The organism is Stenotrophomonas sp. RS-48, assembly GCF_030053245.1.
GTDB classification, from domain to species: domain Bacteria; phylum Pseudomonadota; class Gammaproteobacteria; order Xanthomonadales; family Xanthomonadaceae; genus Stenotrophomonas; species Stenotrophomonas maltophilia_P.
The window spans coordinates 21,262-41,307 of the sequence record NZ_JASGBV010000078.1; the positions used below are offsets into that span (position 1 = coordinate 21,262).

16 protein-coding genes and 1 pseudogene are annotated in these 20,046 nt (G+C 68.2%); all 17 read left to right on the forward strand.

Translation table 11 applies throughout. The features are described from left to right. The first annotated feature begins 27 nt into the window (after nucleotides 1-27). Nucleotides 28-2,262, forward strand: coding sequence for a CocE/NonD family hydrolase (locus QMZ25_RS14355; RefSeq protein ID WP_283219836.1), 2,235 nt, complete (start codon nucleotides 28-30; stop codon nucleotides 2,260-2,262). A gap of 84 nt (nucleotides 2,263-2,346) precedes the next feature. Next, on the forward strand, nucleotides 2,347-3,477 hold the full coding sequence (gene flhB, locus QMZ25_RS14360) for a flagellar biosynthesis protein FlhB (protein WP_053520068.1): 1,131 nt from the start codon (nucleotides 2,347-2,349) through the stop codon (nucleotides 3,475-3,477). Next, on the forward strand, nucleotides 3,474-5,579 hold the full coding sequence (gene flhA, locus QMZ25_RS14365) for a flagellar biosynthesis protein FlhA (RefSeq protein WP_283219837.1): 2,106 nt from the start codon (nucleotides 3,474-3,476) through the stop codon (nucleotides 5,577-5,579). The genes flhB and flhA overlap by 4 nt, the downstream gene beginning before the upstream one ends. Before the next feature lie 145 nt (nucleotides 5,580-5,724). Beyond that, complete coding sequence (flhF, locus tag QMZ25_RS14370; RefSeq protein WP_253118435.1) at nucleotides 5,725-7,377, forward strand: flagellar biosynthesis protein FlhF; 1,653 nt, start codon at nucleotides 5,725-5,727, stop codon at nucleotides 7,375-7,377. Beyond that, nucleotides 7,364-8,251, forward strand: a complete 888-nt coding sequence (locus tag QMZ25_RS14375) for a MinD/ParA family protein (protein ID WP_053520065.1) — start codon at nucleotides 7,364-7,366, stop codon at nucleotides 8,249-8,251. The genes flhF and QMZ25_RS14375 overlap by 14 nt, the downstream gene beginning before the upstream one ends. Beyond that, nucleotides 8,248-8,991: an RNA polymerase sigma factor FliA gene (locus QMZ25_RS14380; protein ID WP_053520064.1), complete on the forward strand. Its 744-nt coding sequence runs from the start codon at nucleotides 8,248-8,250 to the stop codon at nucleotides 8,989-8,991. The genes QMZ25_RS14375 and QMZ25_RS14380 overlap by 4 nt, the downstream gene beginning before the upstream one ends. Before the next feature lie 57 nt (nucleotides 8,992-9,048). Further along, nucleotides 9,049-9,441, forward strand: coding sequence for a chemotaxis response regulator CheY (gene cheY / locus QMZ25_RS14385; protein ID WP_053520063.1), 393 nt, complete (start codon nucleotides 9,049-9,051; stop codon nucleotides 9,439-9,441). Continuing rightward, nucleotides 9,441-10,046, forward strand: a complete 606-nt coding sequence (locus tag QMZ25_RS14390) for a protein phosphatase CheZ (RefSeq protein ID WP_197571592.1) — start codon at nucleotides 9,441-9,443, stop codon at nucleotides 10,044-10,046. The genes cheY and QMZ25_RS14390 overlap by 1 nt, the downstream gene beginning before the upstream one ends. 2 nt (nucleotides 10,047-10,048) lie before the next feature. Then, complete coding sequence (locus QMZ25_RS14395) at nucleotides 10,049-11,881, forward strand: chemotaxis protein CheA (RefSeq protein ID WP_253118434.1); 1,833 nt, start codon at nucleotides 10,049-10,051, stop codon at nucleotides 11,879-11,881. Between the two features lie 101 nt (nucleotides 11,882-11,982). Further along, nucleotides 11,983-12,723, forward strand: coding sequence for a flagellar motor protein (locus QMZ25_RS14400; RefSeq protein WP_053520060.1), 741 nt, complete (start codon nucleotides 11,983-11,985; stop codon nucleotides 12,721-12,723). A 1-nt stretch (nucleotide 12,724) separates the two neighbouring features. Continuing rightward, nucleotides 12,725-13,570: pseudogene (gene motD, locus QMZ25_RS14405) on the forward strand (flagellar motor protein MotD); the annotation flags it as partial. 172 nt (nucleotides 13,571-13,742) lie between these two features. After that, nucleotides 13,743-14,525, forward strand: coding sequence for a ParA family protein (locus tag QMZ25_RS14410; RefSeq protein WP_065176153.1), 783 nt, complete (start codon nucleotides 13,743-13,745; stop codon nucleotides 14,523-14,525). After that, on the forward strand, nucleotides 14,522-15,517 hold the full coding sequence (locus tag QMZ25_RS14415; RefSeq protein WP_283219838.1) for a chemotaxis protein CheW: 996 nt from the start codon (nucleotides 14,522-14,524) through the stop codon (nucleotides 15,515-15,517). The genes QMZ25_RS14410 and QMZ25_RS14415 overlap by 4 nt, the downstream gene beginning before the upstream one ends. Before the next feature lie 117 nt (nucleotides 15,518-15,634). Further along, the gene (locus tag QMZ25_RS14420) at nucleotides 15,635-15,943 is read left to right on the forward strand and encodes an STAS domain-containing protein (protein ID WP_053520056.1); all 309 of its coding nucleotides are present in this window, start codon (nucleotides 15,635-15,637) and stop codon (nucleotides 15,941-15,943) included. After that, complete coding sequence (locus tag QMZ25_RS14425) at nucleotides 15,940-16,305, forward strand: response regulator (protein WP_005409521.1); 366 nt, start codon at nucleotides 15,940-15,942, stop codon at nucleotides 16,303-16,305. Before QMZ25_RS14420 ends, QMZ25_RS14425 begins: the two co-directional genes overlap by 4 nt. A 44-nt stretch (nucleotides 16,306-16,349) precedes the next feature. Further along, nucleotides 16,350-18,359 carry a chemotaxis protein CheA gene (locus QMZ25_RS14430; protein ID WP_053520424.1) on the forward strand — a complete coding sequence of 670 codons (2,010 nt, stop codon included), beginning with the start codon at nucleotides 16,350-16,352 and terminating at the stop codon, nucleotides 18,357-18,359. A gap of 345 nt (nucleotides 18,360-18,704) precedes the next feature. After that, on the forward strand, nucleotides 18,705-20,046 hold a 1,342-nt coding region (locus QMZ25_RS14435), incomplete at its 3' end, for an MCP four helix bundle domain-containing protein (protein ID WP_283219839.1).

Sequence of the window (20,046 nt, forward strand, 5' to 3'; positions counted from 1 at the left end):
CGCGCCCGCCATTGCAAGGAACACCCCGTGACCTTACGCGCTCTTCTTGCTGGCCTGCTGCTGGCGCTCACCTGCACCCGCGTGGCCGCCAGCGATCTGCGGTGGTCGCTGCCCCGCGATGCGCCGCCAGCACAGGTGGATACGGCACTGCAGGCGCTGGGTACGGAGCTGTTGCAGTCGGCAACGTTGACCGATGCACAGCGCTGCCATGCGCTGCTGGCCACGGGCCGCTACGCCGAGGCACGCGCCATGATCGAGAAGCTGCGCGCGACGCTGGCCGCTGCCGGCGATGGCGCGGCGGCCCAGCGCTGGATGCCGATGCTGCTGGCAAGCACTGGCGCGCGGGATGCGGAAGCGTATTCGCGCGCCTTCCATTCGGCCTTTGCTGGCCTGGATGATGTTGCCGCCGTGCAGGCCGATGCAGCGCTTGCCTTGCCTCCCGCTGCGGTACAGGCGCAGCTGACGCAGGCGCTTGCGGCACAGGCCGATGCCGCCACCGTGCCGCAGTCAGCCGCGCTGGAGCTGGTGCGCCTGCAGGCTGTGTTGCGCGCGCAGACCCTGGCTGCGGCACTCGCCCCTGCACTGCTTGACGCAGAACAGCAACGCCGCTTCGTGATCGACAGCGGATTGCGTATCCCCGTGGCCGAAGGGGTGGTGCTGTCCGCGCAGCTGGCACGGCCCCGCAGCGCGTCCGCGCCGCTGCCGACGGCCATGCTGTTCACCATCTACACCGACCCGCCCAAGAACCGTCTGAAGATGCTGCTGGCCGCAGCCCACGGCTACGCCGGCATCGTGGTCGACGCACGCGGAAAAGGTCAGGGTACCGGCACCATCGCCCCCTACGAACACGACGGGGTGGACGCCAATGCCGCGATCGACTGGGTCAGCCGCCAGCCCTGGAGCGACGGTCGGGTCGCCATGTATGGCGGCAGCTATGAAGGATTCACCGCATGGGCGGCAGCGCGCCATCACCATCCGGCACTGAAGACCATCGTGCCCTACGTGGCTGCCATTCCGGGCCAGGGCCTGCCGATGGAGAACAACGTATTCCTCAGCGCCAACTACGGCTGGGCCTTCTACGTGGCCAATGGCCCGATGCTGGATACCGACACCTATGGGCAGCAGGACCGGTGGTCACAGCTGCCCGGCCGCTGGTATGCCTCCGGCCGGCCGTACCGGCAGATCGACCAGATCGACGGCACCCCCAATCGCTGGCTGCAGCGCTGGCTCGCCCACCCGGCCTATGATGGTTACTGGCAGGCCATGGTGCCGTACGCCGAAGACTTCAGGGACATCCGCATTCCGGTGCTGACCATTACCGGCTACTACGACGACGGCCAGATTTCCGCGTTGCAGTACTTCACCGATCACATGCGCTACCGGCCGGACGCCGATCATGTCCTGCTGATCGGGCCGTATGACCACGGCGGTGCCCAGGCCGCCAGCAAGCCGATGCAGCTGCGCGGCTACACGGTGGACCCGGTCGCGCAGTTCGATACGCCTGCGCTGACCTTCCAGTGGCTGGACCACGTACTTCGCGGTGCCCCGCGCCCGGCGCTTCTGGCCGACCAGGTCAACTTCCAGCTGATGGGCAGCAACACCTGGGGGCATGCAGCCACCCTTGATGCCGCTGCGGGCGGCCACCGCACGTACTACCTGTCGGCAGCCGCTGAGGGCGACCATCACCCGTTGCAGGAACAGCGGCCAACGCCGGGAACACTGCGGCAGACGGTGGACCTCGCTGACCGCACGGAGGTCCGGCATGGCTACTATCCGTTCCCGATCGTGGCCGCCGGGGACGAGCCGGACACGGCACTGACCTTCCTCTCCGAGCCCTTCCCAGCACCGATGGACCTGATCGGACGCTTCTCGGGCGATCTGAAGGTCCGCATCAACAAGCGCGACATGGACTTCACGGTCACCCTGTACGAGCTGCTGCCCGATGGGCGCCGGATGCAGCTGTCCTACTACGTCGGCCGGGCCAGCCACGTACGCGACCCGACCACGCGGCAGCTGCTGGTGCCGGGGCGATGGACCGACCTGCCCTTCGATCGCACCCGCATGGTCGCCCGCCGTGTGGGCGCGGGCAGCCGGCTGCTGGTGAAGGTGGACGTGCTCAAGGACGCCATGCACCAGGTGAACCACGGCACCGGACGCGATGTCAGCGACGAGTCAGCCGCCGATGCCGGTGAGCCCCTGCAGGTGGACTGGCACAGCGACAGCACGCTGAGCATCCCGCTGCGGCCGGCCCTGCCCGGCTAGCGTCGGGCGTTGCCCCGGCGGTGAACCACGCGCCGCGGAACAGTTCTTGCAGGCAGCCCGGCATCCCCTGCCGCAGTGCCCGTGATGTCCGAGAACGAATCCGCCGGCGAAAAGACCGAACAACCCACCGAAAAACGCCTGCGCGAGGCCCGGGAACAGGGCAACCTGCCGCGTTCCCGCGAACTGGGGACCGCCGCGGTGTTCGGTGGCGGCGTGCTGGCGGTGATGGCCATGGGCGGCTCGATCGGCCGTGGTGCCACGCAATGGATGAAACAGGCGTTGAGTCCCGAGCAGGGGCTGCGGCAGAACCCGAAGGAACTGTTCGGCCACTTTGGCGACCTGCTGCTGCAGTTCATGCTGGTGATCACCCCGCTGGTGCTGGTCTGCCTGCTGGCCAGCTTCGTCGCCCCGCTGGTGATGGGCGGATTGCGCTGGTCGGCCAAAGCGATGATGCCCGACATCAATCGGCTGAACCCGCTGACCGGCCTCAAACGTCTGTACGGGCCGGAAGCCATCGCTGAATTCACCAAGTCACTGCTGCGCGTGGCGTTCGTGGGCGTCGCCGCCGGACTGGTGGTGTGGAGCGGCTTCGACACCCTGCGCGGGTTGATCCACCACCCACTGGAAACCGCCATCACCGATGGCCTGGGCTTCACCCTGCGACTGCTGCTGGCCACCGCCGGGGCAATGCTGGTGCTGGCGGCGATCGACGCGCCGTACCAGCGCTGGAACTGGATGCGCAAGCTGAAGATGACCCGCGAGGAACTGCGGCGGGAAATGAAGGAAAGCGAAGGCAGCCCGGAGGTGAAGGGCCGCATCCGCCAGCTCCAGCAGCAGATGGCCAACCGCCGGATGATGGAAGCGGTGCCCACCGCGGACGTGGTGGTGGTCAACCCGACCCACTACGCCGTGGCCCTGAAGTACGAGGGCGGCGCCATGAACGCGCCCACCGTGGTGGCGCTGGGCGTGGACGAGACCGCCCTGCGCATCCGTGAAGTCGCCGATGGCAACAAGGTCGCCATCGTCTCCGCCCCGCCTTTGGCACGCGCCTTGTATCGGGAAGGCCAACTCGGAAAGGAAATCCCCGTGAGACTGTATTCGGCCGTGGCCCAGGTCCTGTCCTACGTCTACCAGCTGCGCGCCTGGCGCACCGGCCCGATGCCGGGCGCCCCGCACATCGAGGTGGATGAATTCGGCAAGGGAGGCCGGGCATGAGCGCGCAGGCCTCGTCCGGATTCAACACCCGCCGGCTGCTGGAGATGATCCGCCAAGGCCTCGGCGCACCGCTGATCGTGCTGGCGCTGCTGGCGATGGTGGTGGTGCCGCTGGCGGCGCCCGTGCTCGATGCGCTGTTCACCTTCAACATCGCCATCTCGCTGATGGTGCTGTTGGCGGTGGTGTACGTGAAGCGCCCGCTGGATTTCACCATCTTCCCGATCGTGCTGCTGGTCACCACCATGCTGCGGCTGGCACTGAACGTGGCCTCCACCCGCGTCATCCTGCTCAATGGCCAGAACGGCCACGACGCGGCTGGCAAGGTCATCGCCGCGTTCGGTGAATTCGTGATCGGCGGCAACTATGCGGTCGGCATCGTGGTGTTCGCCATCCTGACCATCATCAACTTCGTGGTCATCACCAAGGGCGCCGGCCGTGTCTCGGAAGTGACCGCGCGCTTCATCCTCGACGCCATGCCCGGCAAGCAGATGGCCATCGATGCCGATCTCAACGCCGGCCTGCTGACGCGCGAAGAAGCCAAGCTGCGCCGCGAGGAGGTCCGCGAGGAAGCCGACTTCTATGGCGCGATGGACGGCGCCAGCAAGTTCATCCGGGGTGATGCGATTGCCGGCATCCTGATCCTGTTCATCAACATGCTCGGTGGCCTCGCCGTGGGCGTGCTGCAGCATGGCATGCCGTTCGGCGATGCCGCTGCGACCTACACCCTGCTGTCCATCGGTGACGGTCTGGTGGCGCAGCTGCCGGCCCTGCTGGTTTCCAGCGCAGTGGCGATGCTGGTCACCCGTGCCTCGCGCTCGCAGGACATGGCACAGGCGATGACCGGCCAGGTGTTCGGCCAGTACCGTGCCCTGGCCATCACGGCCGGCATCATCGGCCTGGTCGGCCTGGTGCCCGGCATGCCCAACCTCGCTTTCCTGACGCTTGCCTCCATTCTCGGCTTCATCGCCTGGAAGCTGTACCGGAAGGGACAGGCCCCGGCCCCGAGCGACGCTGCCGGCAGCGACCCCGGCGCGGTCAGTGCGCTGGGCCGACCGGCGGCGCCGGCCCCCACCGCGGAACTGAGCTGGGACGAACTGCGCCCGGTCGACCCGCTGGGGCTGGAGGTCGGTTACCGGCTGATTCCGCTGGTGGACAGCAATCAGGGCGGCGAACTCATGGCACGCATCAAGGGTGTGCGGCGCAAGCTGACCCAGGACGTGGGATTCCTGATTCCATCCGTGCACATCCGCGACAACCTGGAACTGCCGGCCAACGGCTACCGCGTGCTGGTGCATGGCGTGCCGGTGGCAACCGCCGAGATCCATCCCGACCGCGAACTGGCGCTGGACCCCGGCAGTGCGCTCGGCCCGCTGGACGGCATCGCCGGCAAGGATCCCGCCTTCGGCCTGGACGCTACCTGGATCCAGCCGCACCAGCGCGCCCAGGCCGAAACCATGGGCTACACCGTGGTCGACCCGGCCACCGTGGTCGCCACCCATCTTTCCCACCTCATCCGCGAGCATGCGCCGGAGCTGCTGGGCCACGAAGAGGTGCAGCACCTGCTGGCCAACCTCGCCAAGAGCGCACCCAAGCTCGTCGAAGATCTGACGCCCAAGGCGCTGCCGTTGTCGGCCGTGGTGCGGGTGCTGCAGAACCTGCTGGTGGAACGCATTCCGATCCGCCAGCTGCGCAAGATCGCCGAAGCACTGGTGGAGCACGCGCCGTCCAGCCAGGACCCGGCCACGCTCACCGCCGCAGTGCGCACCGCGCTCGGCCGCTTCATCGTGCAGGAGATCGCCGGAATGTCGGCGGAGCTGCCGGTGTTCACCCTCAACCCGCAATTGGAACGCGTCTTGCAGGAGTCCACGCAGGGCAACGGCGCCGCGCTGGAACCCGGGCTTGCCGAGCGACTGCATCAGAGTCTGGCCGAATGTGTCAGCAAGCAGGAAGCCCGCAACGAGCCCGCGGTCGTGCTGGTTCCCGGCCCGGTACGCGCCGCGTTGGCACGCCTGGTCCGTCACAGCGTTCCATCGCTGTCGGTACTGGCGTACAGCGAAGTGCCGGAGGACAAGCGCCTGAAGCTGGTCGGAACGATCAGCTGACGCCGCCCACCGATGCGTCAGAAAACAGACACCACCTTCGAACCACCGCAACAGACAGATGCCAAGGGGAACTCGTTCCGTGCAGACCACCGACCACCCGCGTTCTCCCACCCCCACCCCGCCGTCCCCGTCCCGTGACCACAGCATGAAAATCAAACGATTCGTCGCCGCCGACATGCGCTCGGCCATGAACCTGGTGCGCAAGGAACATGGTCCCGATGCTGTGATCCTGTCCAACCGCCGGATCGAGGAAGGCGTCGAGATCGTCGCCGCAGCCAACTATGACGAGAGCGCGGTGCAACGCGCGCTGGAAGCCTCGCGGCGCGACGTAGCTCCGCCGCCGCCGAAACCGCGCACCGCCGCGGATGCAGTGATCGCCGCGGTCACCCGTCGCCGCTCCGCGACACCTGCCCAGCAGCCGGTGACGGCCACCACATCGGCCGTGGCCGCCCTCGCCCGCGCGGCCGTCGGTGCCACCGGCCGCACCCTGGATAGTGCGGACGAGATCGTGCCCACCCGCGGCAGTTCCGGCTTCGCTGCCACCCTGGCGCGTGCCACCGTCAACGATCCGGCACTGCCGGAGCAGATCTTCGCGCCGTTCGCGAGCGCCGTCGTGGCTCCCGCACCGGCGCCCGCCAACCGCGCCCGTTTCCTGATCGACCCGCCGCAGGACGAGCATCACGAATCCCCCGCGCCGGCAGTGCTGCCGCCGCCGCTGCCGATCACCACTGCGGCCACTGCGCAGGCCGAGTCCGTGCACCCCGAGCCGCCGTACGCGCAGGACGTTGCCGAGACCACGCCAGCCCCTGCCGCTGCCGCTGAAGCGGAGACCGCGCCGGCCCCGGCGCCGCTCCTTGCCCCGGCGCCGGTACTGACGGTGGTTGCACAGGACGATGCCGAGATCCGCCAGCTGCGCCACGAAGTGGCCGGCATGCGCCAGGTCATCGAGCGCGAGATGAACCGCTTCACCGACGAGCGCCTGCGCGGCTGCCCGGTGCGGGCGACCGCCCTGGACCTGATGGACGAGTACGGATTCGATGCCGGGCTGGCCCGCGATGTGGCCATGCAGATACCGCTGGATACCGAAGCCCACCGGGGCCGCGGGCTGATGCTGGGCCTGATCTCGCGCAGGCTGCCGATCGCGCCGGTCGATCCGCTGGAAGAAGGCGGCGTGATCGCTCTGGTCGGTCCAACCGGGGCCGGCAAGACCACCACCATCGCCAAGCTCGCCTCGCGCTTCGCCGAGAAGCACGCGCCGCGCGATGTGGCCCTGGTCACCACCGACACACTGCGCATCGGTGCCCGCGAGCAGCTGTACGGCTATGGCCGCCAGCTCGGCATCGCGGTGCATGAAGCCAACAGCGGTACCGACCTGGACCAGCTGCTGGAGCGCCTGAAGGACTACAAGCTGGTGCTGATCGATACCGCCGGCCTGGGCCCGCGCGACCGCGCCCTGGCCGCCCAGCTGCAGTGGCTGCGTGCCGCCCGCCAGGTCCGCACCCTGCTGGTGTTGCCGGCCAATACCAGCTTCGGCGACATGGACGAGGTGGTGCGCCGCTTCGGCGCGGCCAACCTGCAGGGCCTGGTGCTTAGCAAGCTGGACGAGACCGGCCGCTTCGGCAACGCCCTGTCGGTCGCGGTGGACCACGCGCTGCCGATCACCTGGGTGACCGATGGCCAGGACGTTCCGGACGACCTGCACCGGGCCAGTGCGGCCAATCTTGTACTTCGCCTTGAAGATTTGCGCCGAGCGGCCGATATGCCCTGCAACCCGGAGTTGAACCATGCCGTCGCGTGAGTACGCCAAGCTGACCAAGACCTTCCCGCTGTCGGCCACCCGCAGCGAGCCGCTCGGCCCTGTGCGCACCATCGCCGTGACCGGCGGCAAGGGCGGCGTCGGCAAGACCAACGTCTCGGCCAACCTGGCCGTGGCGCTGGCCGGCATGGGCAAGCGCACGCTGCTGCTCGACGCCGACCTGGGCCTGGCCAACATCGACGTGATCCTGGGGCTGAATCCCACCCACACCCTGGCGGATCTGGTCGCCGGCCGCTGCTCGCTGGAAGACGTGATCGTCGAAGGTCCGAACGGCGTGCTGGTGGTGCCGGCCGCGTCCGGTCGGCGGCACATGGCCGAGCTGGCCCCGGCCGAGCACATCGGCCTGGTGAACGTGTTCTCCGAACTGGAACGCGAGCTGGACATCATGGTGGTGGACACCGCCGCCGGCATCACCGATGGCGTACTGACCTTCTGCCAGGCCGCACAGGACACCGTTGTCGTGGTCTGCGACGAGCCGGCCTCGATCACCGACGCCTACGCACTGATCAAGGTGCTGTCGCGCGAGCGCGGCGTGGACCGCATCCAGGTGGTGGCCAACATGGTGCGCGACCCCAACGAGGGCCGCGTGCTGTATGAAAAGCTGACCCGGGTCTGCGAGAAGTTCCTTGCCGATGTCTCGCTGAACTACCTGGGCTGCGTGCCGCAGGATGACTGGCTGCGCCTGTCGGTGCAGCGCCAGCAGCCGGTGGTGAAGGCCTATCCATCCAGCCCGGCGGCGCTGGCGATCACCGAGATCGCCCGTCGCACCGCCCGCTGGCAGGCCCCCACCGAGCCACGCGGTGGCGTTGAATTCTTCCTCGAGCGCATCCTCAAGCAACGCGGGGTGGCAGCATGAAAGGCGCGGCCCAGTACAGGGAAGTCCAGCGCTCGGCGGCGACCGAGGTCATCGCCCAGCACTCGGACCTGGTGCGGCGCATCGCCCATCACCTGGCCGCACGCCTGCCGGCCAGCGTCGAAGTGGACGACCTGATCCAGGCCGGCATGATGGGCCTGATCGAAGCCTCGCGCAGCTACGACGCCGACCAGGGTGCCTCGTTCGAGACCTATGCCTCGATCCGCATCCGCGGCTCGATGATCGACGAGATCCGCCGCGGCGACTGGGTACCGCGCTCGGTGCATCGGCGCGCCCGCGATGCGGCCGCCACCATCCGCCGCCTGGAGCAGACAACGGGCCGTGCAGCCAGTGCCACCGAGGTGGCGGCGGCCATGGACATGCCACTGCCCGAATACCTGCGGCTGATGGAGGACGCCTCGCGCGGCCAGGTGCTGAGCCTGGAATCGCGCATCGAAGACCAGGGCGAACTGGACACCGTCGCCCAGGGCGGACCGACACCGCAGCAGGTCCTGGAACGTGGCGAGTTCGGCCGCGAACTGGGCAAGGCCATCGGCCATCTGCCCGAGCGCGAACAGCTGGTGCTCTCGCTGTACTACGAGCAGGAGCTGAACCTGAAGGAGATCGGCGCGGTTCTCGGCGTGAGCGAATCGCGCGTCTGCCAGATCCACGGCCAGGCCGTGCTGCGCCTGCGCGGCCGGCTGAAGATCTTCGAGGCCGCGGATGCCGGGCTTGAAGAATGAACATGCCTGCGGCGGCCACGGCCACCGCGGGCGACTGAACAACAAAGGAACTCCGCTTTGAACAAGAACATGCGCATCCTGATCGTCGACGACTTCTCGACCATGCGCCGCATCGTCAAGAATCTGCTGGGCGATCTGGGCTTCACCAACACCGCCGAAGCCGAGGACGGGCATGCCGCACTGTCGATGCTGCAGAGCCAGCCGTTCGACTTCGTGGTCACCGACTGGAACATGCCGGTGATGACCGGCATCGAACTGCTCAAGGCGATCCGCGCCGATGCCAAGCTCAAGACCCTGCCGGTGCTGATGGTCACCGCCGAGGCCAAGCGCGAGCAGATCATCGAAGCGGCGCAGAGCGGCGTGAACGGCTACATCATCAAGCCGTTCACCGCGCAGACGCTGGAAGAGAAACTGGGCAAGATCTTCGAACGCCTGGCGGCCAGCGCCTGATGGACGCCACGGTCGACAAGAACGCCCTCGTCCTGCGCCTGCAGGAAGCCCTCGACGCGCTCGAATCCGGCGACGAGAGCGCCTGGCGCCAGCGCATCGACGCCCTGGTGGCCGCACGCACGCAGCCGATGATGAGCGGCCTGTCACGGCTGGCCCGCGAACTGGGCCAGGCCCTGGGCGAACTGCCGACCGTCCCCAGCGAGGCGGGCGAGCTGGACGACGCCTGCGCGCGCCTGGACCATGTGGTGGCGATGACCGAACAGGCCACGCACCGCACCCTGGACCTGGCCGAAGAGTGCCGCAGCCTCACCGAACAGCTGCGCGCCGAAGGCCTGCAGCCGGGGCAGGATGCGCAGCTGGAACGCATCCGCCACAACCTGACCGAGATTGCCCTGACCCAGAGCTATCAGGACCTGACCGGACAGATCATCCGTCGCGTGGTCGGCATCGTCCGCCGCGTGCACGAAGGCTTTGGCGCGCTGGGCCTGCCACCGGAGCAGCATCGCACCGATCCGGCGCTGGCCGGACCGGCACTGAAGGGACTGGACCGCCACGCGGTCTCTCAGAACGACGCCGACGACCTGTTGTCGGACCTGGGACTGTAAGCATGAGCGCGGTATCCGACGACATCACCGCCGATTTCATCATCGAGGCACAGGAAATCCTGGATCGCCTCGGCGAACAGCTGGTGTCGCTGGAACAGGCGCCGCAGGACGCCGACCAGCTCAACGCCGTGTTCCGTGGCTATCACACGCTCAAGGGCGGCGCCGGCTTCCTCGGCATCACCGCCATGGTCGAGCTGTGCCATGCCGCCGAAGAGGCACTGGGCGCCGCCCGCGCTGGCCAGGCGGTGCTGCAGCCGCATCACTTCGATGCCGCACAGCAGTCCCTGGACTACCTGCAATCGATGCTGGATGCCGTGTCTTCCGGCAACGAACCCGGCTATGCCCCGCCGGACCTGATCGCCCAGTTCGACGTGCACGGCACTGCTGCGCCGGCTGCTGTCGCCCCCACAGCAGCCGCACCCGCTGCCGGTGACCTGATCACCGACGACGAGTTCGAGGCCCTGCTCGATCAGCTGCACGGCAGCAACGCCCCCACCGCAGTGGCGACGCCGGTCAAGGCCGACGATGGCCTGATCAGCGAGGATGAGTTCGAAGCCCTGCTGGACCAGCTGCACGGCGGCGCCGCCCCCGGCGCGAAACCCGTGGCTGCTCCGCCGGCGCCTGCGCCTGCACTGCCCGCACCGCGCCCCGCGGCCGCCGCTGCCAAGCCCGCGGCCAACAAGCCGGTGGCCGAGGCCGAGCACACCGTGCGCGTGGATACCAAGCGGCTGGATGCGATCGTCAACCTGATCGGCGAGCTGGTGCTGTCGCGCAACCGGCTCAAGACCCTGCGTGCGCGCCTGCGCGACGAGGAACTGGACCGCGCCGTGTCGACCCTGGACATCGCCACCGCGCGCCTGCAGTCGGCAGTGATGCGCACGCGCATGCAACCGGTCGGCAAGGTGTTCTCGCGCTTCCCCAAGGTCGCCCGCGATGTTGCCCGCTCGCTGAAGAAGGAAGTGGACCTGGAGCTGGTCGGCGCCGAAACCGAGCTTGACCGCAACCTGGTCGAGGCCCTGGCCGACCCGCTGGTGCACCTGGTCCGCAACGCCATCGACCATGGTGTGGAGATGCCCGATCTGCGCGAAGCACAGGGCAAGCCACGCATGGGCCACGTGCGTCTGTCGGCCCAGCAGGAAGGCGACTACGTCAGCATCGAGGTGCAGGACGATGGCGCCGGCATCGATCCGGAAAAACTGCGCGCGAAAGCACGCGAAAAGGGCTTGATCGACCCGGAGGCGGCGGCCCGGCTGAGCAGCGAGGAATGCCTGCACCTGGTGTTCCTGCCCGGCTTCTCCACCAAGCAGCAGGTGACCGACATCTCCGGCCGCGGCGTCGGCATGGATGTGGTGCAGTCGCGCATCCGCGAGCTCAGTGGGCAGATCCAGATCCAGTCGGAACTGGGTCGGGGCAGCCGCTTCCTGATCCGCGTGCCGCTGACCCTGGCGATCCTGCCAACCCTGCTGGTGCAGGCCGGCGAGGACGTCTATGCGCTGCCGCTGGCGCGCGTGATGGAAGTGCTGCATGCACCGCGCACCTCGCTGGGCTGGTTCGATGGCCGGGCGGTGCTGGATCGTCGCTCGCACACCCTGCCGCTGGTCGATCTGCGCCAGTGGCTGGATGTGACGCCGGCCGCCTCGGCGCTGCTCACCATCGTGGTGCTGCAGGCCGGCGAGGCGCGCTTCGGCCTGGTCGTGGACCAGGTCCGTGGGCGCGAGGAAGTGGTCATCAAGCCATTGCCGAAGGCCCTGCGCGGCCTGCGCGGCTACGCCGGTGCGACGCTGATCGGTGATGGCCGGATGGCCCTCATCCTCGACGTGGATGGCCTGCGATGACGCTCGCCGGGCCATGCCTGGCGAACCAGAAACTGTGACTACCGTCTGTACGCGATCGACCGGTGTCTCAAGTCCCATTCACACACGCCGATACCGGACCCATGGATAGACTCAGCCTCATCGGACTCTTTCTCGCCCTGGCCTCACTGGTCGGCGGCAGCATCCTCAAGGGCGCCGGACTGGCGTCCCTGTGGTCGCCTGCGGCGTTCGTGATCGTCATCGTCGGCACCATCGCCGCGATCCTGCTGCACACCGCACCCGCCGTATTCAGGCATGCCTTCCGGATCGTGCGCTGGGTCGTGCGCCCGCCGCACAGCGATCGTCGCGAGCTGATCCAGCAGATCGTCGAGTGGAGCAACATCGCCCGCCGCCAGGGCCTGCTGGGCCTGGAAGCGCAGGTGGAAGCGCAGCAGGATCCGTTCCTGCGCAAAGGCCTGCAGCTGCTGGTCGATGGCGTCGAGCCCGAATCGATCCGGCACATGCTGGAGATCGAGCTGGGCAGCCAGGAACACCGTGACCAGGCCGCTGCCAAGGTCTTCGAGGGCATGGGCATCTATGCGCCGACGCTGGGCATCATCGGTGCGGTGCTGGGCCTGATCGCCGTCATGAAGAACCTGGCCGACCCCAGCAAGCTGGGGCATGGCATCGCCGCCGCCTTCACCGCCACCATCTACGGCATCGCGTCGGCCAACCTGCTGTTCCTGCCGATCGCCGCCAAGCTGAAGGGAGTGATCGCCCACAACAGCCGCGACCGCGAGATGGTCATCGAAGGCCTGATCTCGATCGCGCAGGGCGAGAACCCGCGGAACATCGAAACCAACCTGTCCGGCTTCCTGCACTGACATGGCCCGCCGCAGACACCACGAAGAGCACGCCAACCATGAAGCATGGGCGATCCCCTATGCCGATCTGATGACGCTGCTGCTGGCCTTCTTCGTGGTGATGTATGCGATCTCCTCGATCAACGAAGGCAAGTACCGGATCATGGCCGATGCGCTCACCGATGCCTTTGGTGGCGCGCCGCGCACCATCAATCCGGTGCAGGTCGGCAACAAGCAGGTGCAGGGGGGCGGCTGGGACAGTCCTTCGGTGATCAAGTCCGGCACCAAGATCGGCCCGTCCGCACCGGCACCCTCGCACGACCCTACCCTGCTGCCGGCCATGGCCTCGCAGATGCGCATGCCGGTCTCGGTGCACGACCAGCAGCAGATCGCCCGTGCCGAGCGCCAGCTCAGCAGCATCGCCGACCGGTTGACCGCCGCGCTGTCGCCGCTGATCGAGCGCGGCATGATCAGCGTGCGCCGCACCGAGCTGTGGATCGAAGTGGAGATCAACAGCGACATCCTGTTCCCGACCGGCTCGGCGGCGCTGGACGTGCACGCGCGCGGGACGCTGTCCAGCCTGGCCGGTGTGCTGCGCGACGTACCCAACAGCGTGCGGGTGGAAGGCCACACCGACAACGTGCCGATCGCCACCGCCACCTTCCCCTCCAACTGGGAACTGTCGGCCGCGCGGGCCGCCAGCGTGGTCCACCTGTTCGCCGACCAGGGCCTGCAGCCTTCGCGTCTGGCCATGGTCGGCTACGGCCAGTTCCGCCCGCGCGAGGACAACGACAGTGCGCAGGGTCGCAACCGCAACCGGAGGGTGATGGTCATCATCCTGGCCGACACCTCGCACTCGGTCGACCCGCTGGGCCAGCGCCTGAACGCCGCCAACGGCGCGGCCGACCCGTCCGCCGGGCCTGCGGCAACACCCGCCACAGTGCCCTCCCCGTCCCCCATCGCACCGGTGCAGTTGCCACCGGTGCCGGCTGGCAGCCGTGTCGGCGCCGCCGCTCCCCCGGCAATGAAGGAGTAAACCCATGCGCATCTGGGCAGTCGCCAACCAGAAGGGCGGAGTCGGCAAGACGACGACCACCCTGGCCCTCGGTCGCAACCTGGCCACGCAGGGCCATCGCGTGCTGCTGATCGATCTTGATCCCCACGCCTCGCTCAGCCGCGCCTTCGGCGTGCCGGTGGACCCGCCACCGACCGGCGTACTTGAGCTGTTCGGCGCACCTCCGGCCGAGCTGTCCAGCCTTTGCCACACCAGCAGCGTCAGCGGCCTAGACTACGTCTGTGCACAGCCGGCACTGGCCACGCTGGAGCGCCGCAGCGCCAACCAGCCGGGCCTTGGCCTGGCGCTGCAGAACGCGCTGGCACGGCACCAGGGCCAGCACGACTACATCCTGCTGGACTGCGCGCCCACACTCGGCCTGCTGATGATCAATGCGCTCGCGGCAGCGGACCGCCTGATCATTCCGACGCAGGCCGAGCCGCTGGCACTGCACGGGCTGGACGGCATGGTGCGCACCGGTGAGATGGTCGAGCGCTCGCGCCGGCGCCCGCTGCCGATCTCGATCCTGCCCACCCTGTTCGACCGCCGCACCCGCACCGGCAACGAATCACTGCGCAGCATGCAGGACCGTCACGGCGCACGCGTCTGGGAGGATGCGATTCCGATCGACACGCGGGTCAGCAACGCGGCCGGCCTGACCCTGCCGAGCGTCGGCGAGGACTATCCCGGCCGCGGGCTCGCGGCCTACCGTCGCGCGCTGAACTGGATCCTTGGCGAGGATGCGCGCGCGCTGGAGCAGGCCGCATGAACACCACCGGCGTGCTGGACGACTATCTGGACGAGCTGCTGGGCGAAGCGATCGCCCCGGTGGCGGCCAACCCCGATGCAGGCAACACGGCGCTTCCGGCGGCGATCGCCGAACGCGAGCCGACCTGGGACGACCTGCCGGCAGAGGTCATCTACGAAACCGGCAGCAGCGACGTGGTGCCCGTGGATGACGCCGCTCTGGCGGCCGCCTTCGAGGCCGCCAGCCAGTCCGCTGCACCGGCCGCTGCCGAACGCCAGCCGACCTGGGACGATCTGCCCGATGAGGTGATCTACGAGACCGACGGCGCGGAAAGCCCGTTGCTGGCCCACACCGACAGCCCCGCGCTGCAGGCTGCCTTCGAGGCCGCCGCCAGCGGCGAAGGGGTGGATCCGGTGGCGCCCGCGCGGATCGTGCCCCCGGCACCCGCCGCTGCGCCGCCGGCAGCGGCTGCACCGCCGCGTGTCGCCCTCGAAGCACCCGCCGCCAGCCGCCCTGCCAGCTGGCAGGAACTGCAGGCGCAGGCCCATCGACCCGCCAACAGCCCGCATCCGCAGCACCGCCGCGCGAACGAGCGCACCTCGCGCTGGCTGCGGATGCGCTGTGGCAGCCAGGCCTATGCACTGGAACTGCTGAAAGTGCAGGAGGTGGTACTGCCGGTACCCCTGCTGCCGCTGCGCGGCACTGCGCCGGCGATGCTGGGGATCATGAACCTGCGCGGCCAGGTGGTGCCCGTGATGGACCTTGGGCTGCACCTGGGCGCAGCGGCGGCCGAGGACGACGCACAGACCCGCATCGTGGTGCTGGAGGAAGACGGCGAGACCATCGGCCTGCGCGTCTCGGCCGTGGAAGACGTCGCCAATCTCACTGATTCGCAGATCGAGCCACCGGATACCGCCCGCATCTGCCAGATCTCCAACGACCTCTTCCGTGGTGTGGCCCGCGTCAGCCAACGGCCGATGATCCTGCTCGACGCCACCCGCCTGCTCAACTGAGGCGGGGTCCACGCGTGGCCCGGGCCCGTCGGAACGGGCACGCAGGGCCTCACCGCCCCCTAAAGAACCCCTGGCGGGTGCCGATATGGATGACGGAACCGTTTGTCCGGAGCAACGATGAGCACTGTCGAACTGGGTGAGGATCTCGGCATCGAGACCAGCACCGAGCTCAAGAACCGCCTCGCCCCGCTGGTAGCGCAGGTTGGCGAGCTGACCCTGGATGCAAGCCAGGTCGGCCGCGTCCACACCGCCGCCGTGCAGGTGCTGTGTGCATTCGTGCAGGCACGCCGCGAGGCGGGCCTGGACACCGGCTTCCACGGTTGCACTGCAACCTTCCGTGACGCCGCGCGCCTGCTGGGCGTCACCCAGGCCCTGGGCCTGGACGTACCCCATGACAACCTGAAATCTGTGGAGAACGCTGCATGAGCGCACGTATCTTGGTGGTGGACGATTCGGCGTCGATGCGCCAGATGGTGTCCTTCGCCCTCACCTCGGCCGGTTTTGCCGTCGAAGAAGCTGAAGACGGCGCGGTCGCGCTCGGCCGCGCGAAGGGACAGCGCTTCAACGCGGTGGTCACCGACGTCAACATGCCGAACATGGACGGCATTGCGCTGATCCGCGAGCTGCGCCAGCTGCCGGACTACAAGTTCACGCCGCTGCTGATGCTGACCACCGAGTCCGCCGCCGACAAGAAGTCCGAAGGCAAGGCCGCCGGCGCCACCGGCTGGCTGGTCAAGCCGTTCAACCCGGAACAGCTGGTCGCCACCGTGCAGAAAGTGCTGGGCTGATCGCCCCGCACCGTTCCCCTTCTTCGCTTCCGGATCACCACTGCATGAGCATGGACCTGCAACGCTTCCACGCCACCTTCTTCGAAGAGAGCCGCGAAGGCCTCGACGCGATGGAGGCCGGCCTGCTGGCCCTGGAGTCGGGGCAGCAGGACGCGGAGATCATCAACTCGGTGTTCCGCGCCGCCCACTCCATCAAGGGCGGTGCCGGTACGTTCGGCTTCGATGCCATCGCCGCGCTCACCCACGTACTGGAAACGCTGCTGGACGAGCTGCGCGCCGGCAAGCGCGCGCTGGAAGGCCACGCGGTCGATGCGATGCTGTCGTCCGTGGATGTGCTGCGCGCCCTGCTGCGCGAGGCCGAGCACGGCCAGGCAGCCGATCCGGCGGCCGTCGCCGCGGTGAAGGCGCGGCTGGAGGCAGTGCTGTCCGGCCAGCCGGCAGCCAGCGCCCCGGCCGCGGCTGCCGCCGCAGCACCGGTGGACGATACGCCCGAAGCCTGGCAGATCGGCTTCACCCCCGCGCCCTCACTGTTCATGAGTGGCAATGATCCGCTGCGCATCATCCGCGAACTGGAACATCTCGGCTCGCTGCAGGTCGCTGCGCGGCTCGAACGCCTGCCCGGCTTCGCCCAGCTTGACCCTCTCGAAGCCCATCTTGCGTGGGACCTCGGCCTGGTCGGCAAGGTGCCGCGCAGCAAGATCGAAGACACCTTTGCGTGGGTGCTGGACGACTGCGAACTGGACATCCGTCCGGCCGCGCCGCCGAGCCTGGCCACCCGCGCCCCCGATACAACAGCCAACGCCCCTTCCACGCCCGTTGCTGCAGTACCCCCCGTTGCCGCCGCCCCTGCCGCCAGTGGCACCCCTGGCACCAGCCAGGATGCGGAAACCTCGATCCGCGTCAGTGTCGACAAGGTGGACGCGCTGATCAATCTGGTCGGTGAACTGGTCATCACCCAGGCCATGCTCAAGCAGGTCTCGCATGCGCTGGATCCGGTGCTTGCCGAGAGCCTGTTCGCCGGCCTGGATCAGCTCGAACGCAACACCCGCGACCTGCAGGAAGCCGTCATCGGCGTGCGCATGCTGCCGGTCGACGCCGTGTTCCGCCGCTTCCCGCGCCTGGTCCGCGACCTCTCCACCCGCCTCGGCAAGCAGGTCCGCCTGCGCACCATCGGTGAAGGCACCGAACTGGACAAGGGCCTGATCGAGAAGATCGCCGATCCGCTCGTCCACCTGGTCCGCAACTCCATCGACCACGGGCTGGAAATGCCGGACGTGCGCAAGGGCGCAGGCAAGGACGAGACCGGCACCATCACCCTGGCGGCGTCGCACCAGGGAGGCCACATCGTCATCGAAGTCAGCGACGACGGACGCGGCCTGGATCGCGCCAGGATCCTCGCCAAGGCGGCCGAACGCGGCCTGAGCGTGCCCGACAATCCCACCGACTCGCAGGTCTGGGACCTGATCTTCCAGCCGGGCTTCTCCACCGCCGACGCCGTCACCGATCTCTCCGGGCGCGGCGTGGGCATGGACGTCGTCCGTCGCAATATCCAGGCGCTGGGCGGTGAAGTACAGATCGAAAGCAGCCTGGGCACTGGAACGCGTACCCTGATCCGGCTGCCGCTGACCCTGGCCATCCTCGACGGCATGACCGTGGCGGTGGCGGGCGAGACGTTGATCCTGCCGCTGGCCTATGTGCTGGAAGCCCTGCAGCCGCAGCCGGAGGACATCCGCAGCATGGCCGGCGAAGGGCGCGTGCTGCGCGTGCGTGGCGAGTACCTGCCGATCCTGTCCCTCAGCGAGTACTACGGGTACGGCGCCCGCATGCCCGGCAGCGAATCGCTGGTGGTGGTGGTGGAAGGCGACGGGCAGAAGATCGCACTGGAAGTGGACGAACTGGTCGGTCAGCAGCAGGTCGTGGTCAAGAACATCGAGAACAACTACCGGCGTATCGGCGGCGTGTCCGGCGCCACCATCCTCGGCGATGGCCGCGTTGCACTGATCGTCGACATCGGTGGGCTGGTGCGCTCGCTGCGCGTGCCGCAGGCCGCCTGAGTCCGAGCGCAGGTGATCCAGGGCCGCCGCCCCACACGGGCGGCGGCTTTCGTTTGTGTGCAGCCCGGTAGCAAGGCGAGTGTGCGCCTCCCGCTCCATTTCGTGAACTCCGTCGGCCCACGGCGCCGCAGGAAACCACCCGCGTGCAGGCCGGAACACGGCCCCTGCAACGCGTCCGCGCCGCCGTCCCTACGCATCCGGATGTGACGCCCATCCATAAAGTCCGCCGGCCGTGCGCCGCTATCTCGCAGTGACAGTCGTGACCGGACTCGCATCGGCTCCGGTTCACGCTGCACTCCCCGGCCGGCACGCACGCCCGCCACTCTGCCCACCTGGAGCACCTGCATGAAGTGGTTCCACGATCTGCCCATCGCCCGCAAGCTGGCCGTGGGGTTCACCCTCACCACCCTGATGACCCTGCTGCTGGGTGCGTTCGCACTGTTGCGCCTGAGCCAGGCCAACGACCAGCTGGGGGCGATGGCCAGCAACGATATTCCGTCGGTGCAGCATCTGGGCGAAGCCCGCTCGCAGCTTGGTGAATTCCGTACCTACGAGCTGGCCCAGCTGACCATGCTGGACCAACCGGACAAGGTGGCCGACTACAACAAGCGCATGGACGCCACCGCCAAAGCCGTACGCGATGAACTGGCGGCCTATGCCGCCTTGCCGGCCCAGGACAAGGAACGCGAACTGTATCGCGCCGCCTCGGCGCAGGTGGATCGCTACTTCGCCGCCAACAAGGCCATGCGTGACGCAGTGGCCGCCGGCGACGGCATCATGGCGCAGCAGATTTCCGACGAGCAGTCGCGCCCGGCACGGCGTGAACTGTTCGACGCCCTGAAGGCACTGGGTGCCCACATCGCCGGCCTGATGGACGCGCGGATCGCCGATGCCAACGCCACCCATCGCGCCAGCATGATCGCCATCATCGGCTGCATCGTACTGCTGTCGTTGCTGGCCGCCGCGCTGGCCACGGTCATCTCGCGGGCCGTGACCGGTCCGCTCGGCAAGGCCGTGCAGGCCATCCAGGCAGTCGCCCGCGGTGACTTGAGCGTCAGCACCCGCGCCACCAGCAACGACGAGGCCGGCCAGATGCTGTCCGCCACCGCGGAAATGACCGCAATGCTGCGCCGTTTCTCCGAGCAGACACAGCTGATGGCGCAGATGCATGCCGGACCGGATATCAGCCATCGCATCCCGGAAGACTTCCCGGGTGTCTACGGCCAGCTCGCCAGCGGCATCAATACGGTCATTTTCGAGCACCTGGACGCGATCCGCGATGCGATCGACGTACTCAACCAGTATGCCGTCGGCAATCTCGCACCGGACGCGCGCCGCCTGCCCGGCAGCCGCGCCATCCTGCATGAGTCGATGGATGCGGCCAAGTCCAGCCTGCTGGCGATCAATACGCAGATCCAGCAGCTCGCGGTCGCAGCCGCCGCGGGCGACTTCAGCCAGCGCGGCGACGCACAGCGCTTCCAGCATGATTTCAAGGTGATGATCGATCACCTGAACACCATGATGGAAGTCGCCGACAGCAATCTCGGCCAGCTCTCGCAGCTGCTGCAGTCGATCGCTGCCGGGGACCTCACCGCGCGCATGGACGGGCAGTTCAACGGCGTGTTCGCACGGATGCGTGACGATGCCAATGCCACCGTCACCCAGCTGACCCGCATCGTTGGCCAGA

Coding starts and splice junctions, on each gene's coding strand:
- flhA (WP_283219837.1), top strand. CDS start 3,474: ATGAGCGCGCAGGCCTCGTCCGGATTCAACACCCGCCGGCTGCTGGAG.
- flhF (WP_253118435.1), top strand. CDS start 5,725: ATGAAAATCAAACGATTCGTCGCCGCCGACATGCGCTCGGCCATGAAC.
- QMZ25_RS14410 (WP_065176153.1), top strand. CDS start 13,743: ATGCGCATCTGGGCAGTCGCCAACCAGAAGGGCGGAGTCGGCAAGACG.
- QMZ25_RS14430 (WP_053520424.1), top strand. CDS start 16,350: ATGAGCATGGACCTGCAACGCTTCCACGCCACCTTCTTCGAAGAGAGC.
- QMZ25_RS14380 (WP_053520064.1), top strand. CDS start 8,248: ATGAAAGGCGCGGCCCAGTACAGGGAAGTCCAGCGCTCGGCGGCGACC.
- QMZ25_RS14395 (WP_253118434.1), top strand. CDS start 10,049: ATGAGCGCGGTATCCGACGACATCACCGCCGATTTCATCATCGAGGCA.
- QMZ25_RS14425 (WP_005409521.1), top strand. CDS start 15,940: ATGAGCGCACGTATCTTGGTGGTGGACGATTCGGCGTCGATGCGCCAG.
- QMZ25_RS14400 (WP_053520060.1), top strand. CDS start 11,983: ATGGATAGACTCAGCCTCATCGGACTCTTTCTCGCCCTGGCCTCACTG.
- QMZ25_RS14375 (WP_053520065.1), top strand. CDS start 7,364: ATGCCGTCGCGTGAGTACGCCAAGCTGACCAAGACCTTCCCGCTGTCG.
- QMZ25_RS14420 (WP_053520056.1), top strand. CDS start 15,635: ATGAGCACTGTCGAACTGGGTGAGGATCTCGGCATCGAGACCAGCACC.
- flhB (WP_053520068.1), top strand. CDS start 2,347: ATGTCCGAGAACGAATCCGCCGGCGAAAAGACCGAACAACCCACCGAA.
- QMZ25_RS14390 (WP_197571592.1), top strand. CDS start 9,441: ATGGACGCCACGGTCGACAAGAACGCCCTCGTCCTGCGCCTGCAGGAA.
- QMZ25_RS14415 (WP_283219838.1), top strand. CDS start 14,522: ATGAACACCACCGGCGTGCTGGACGACTATCTGGACGAGCTGCTGGGC.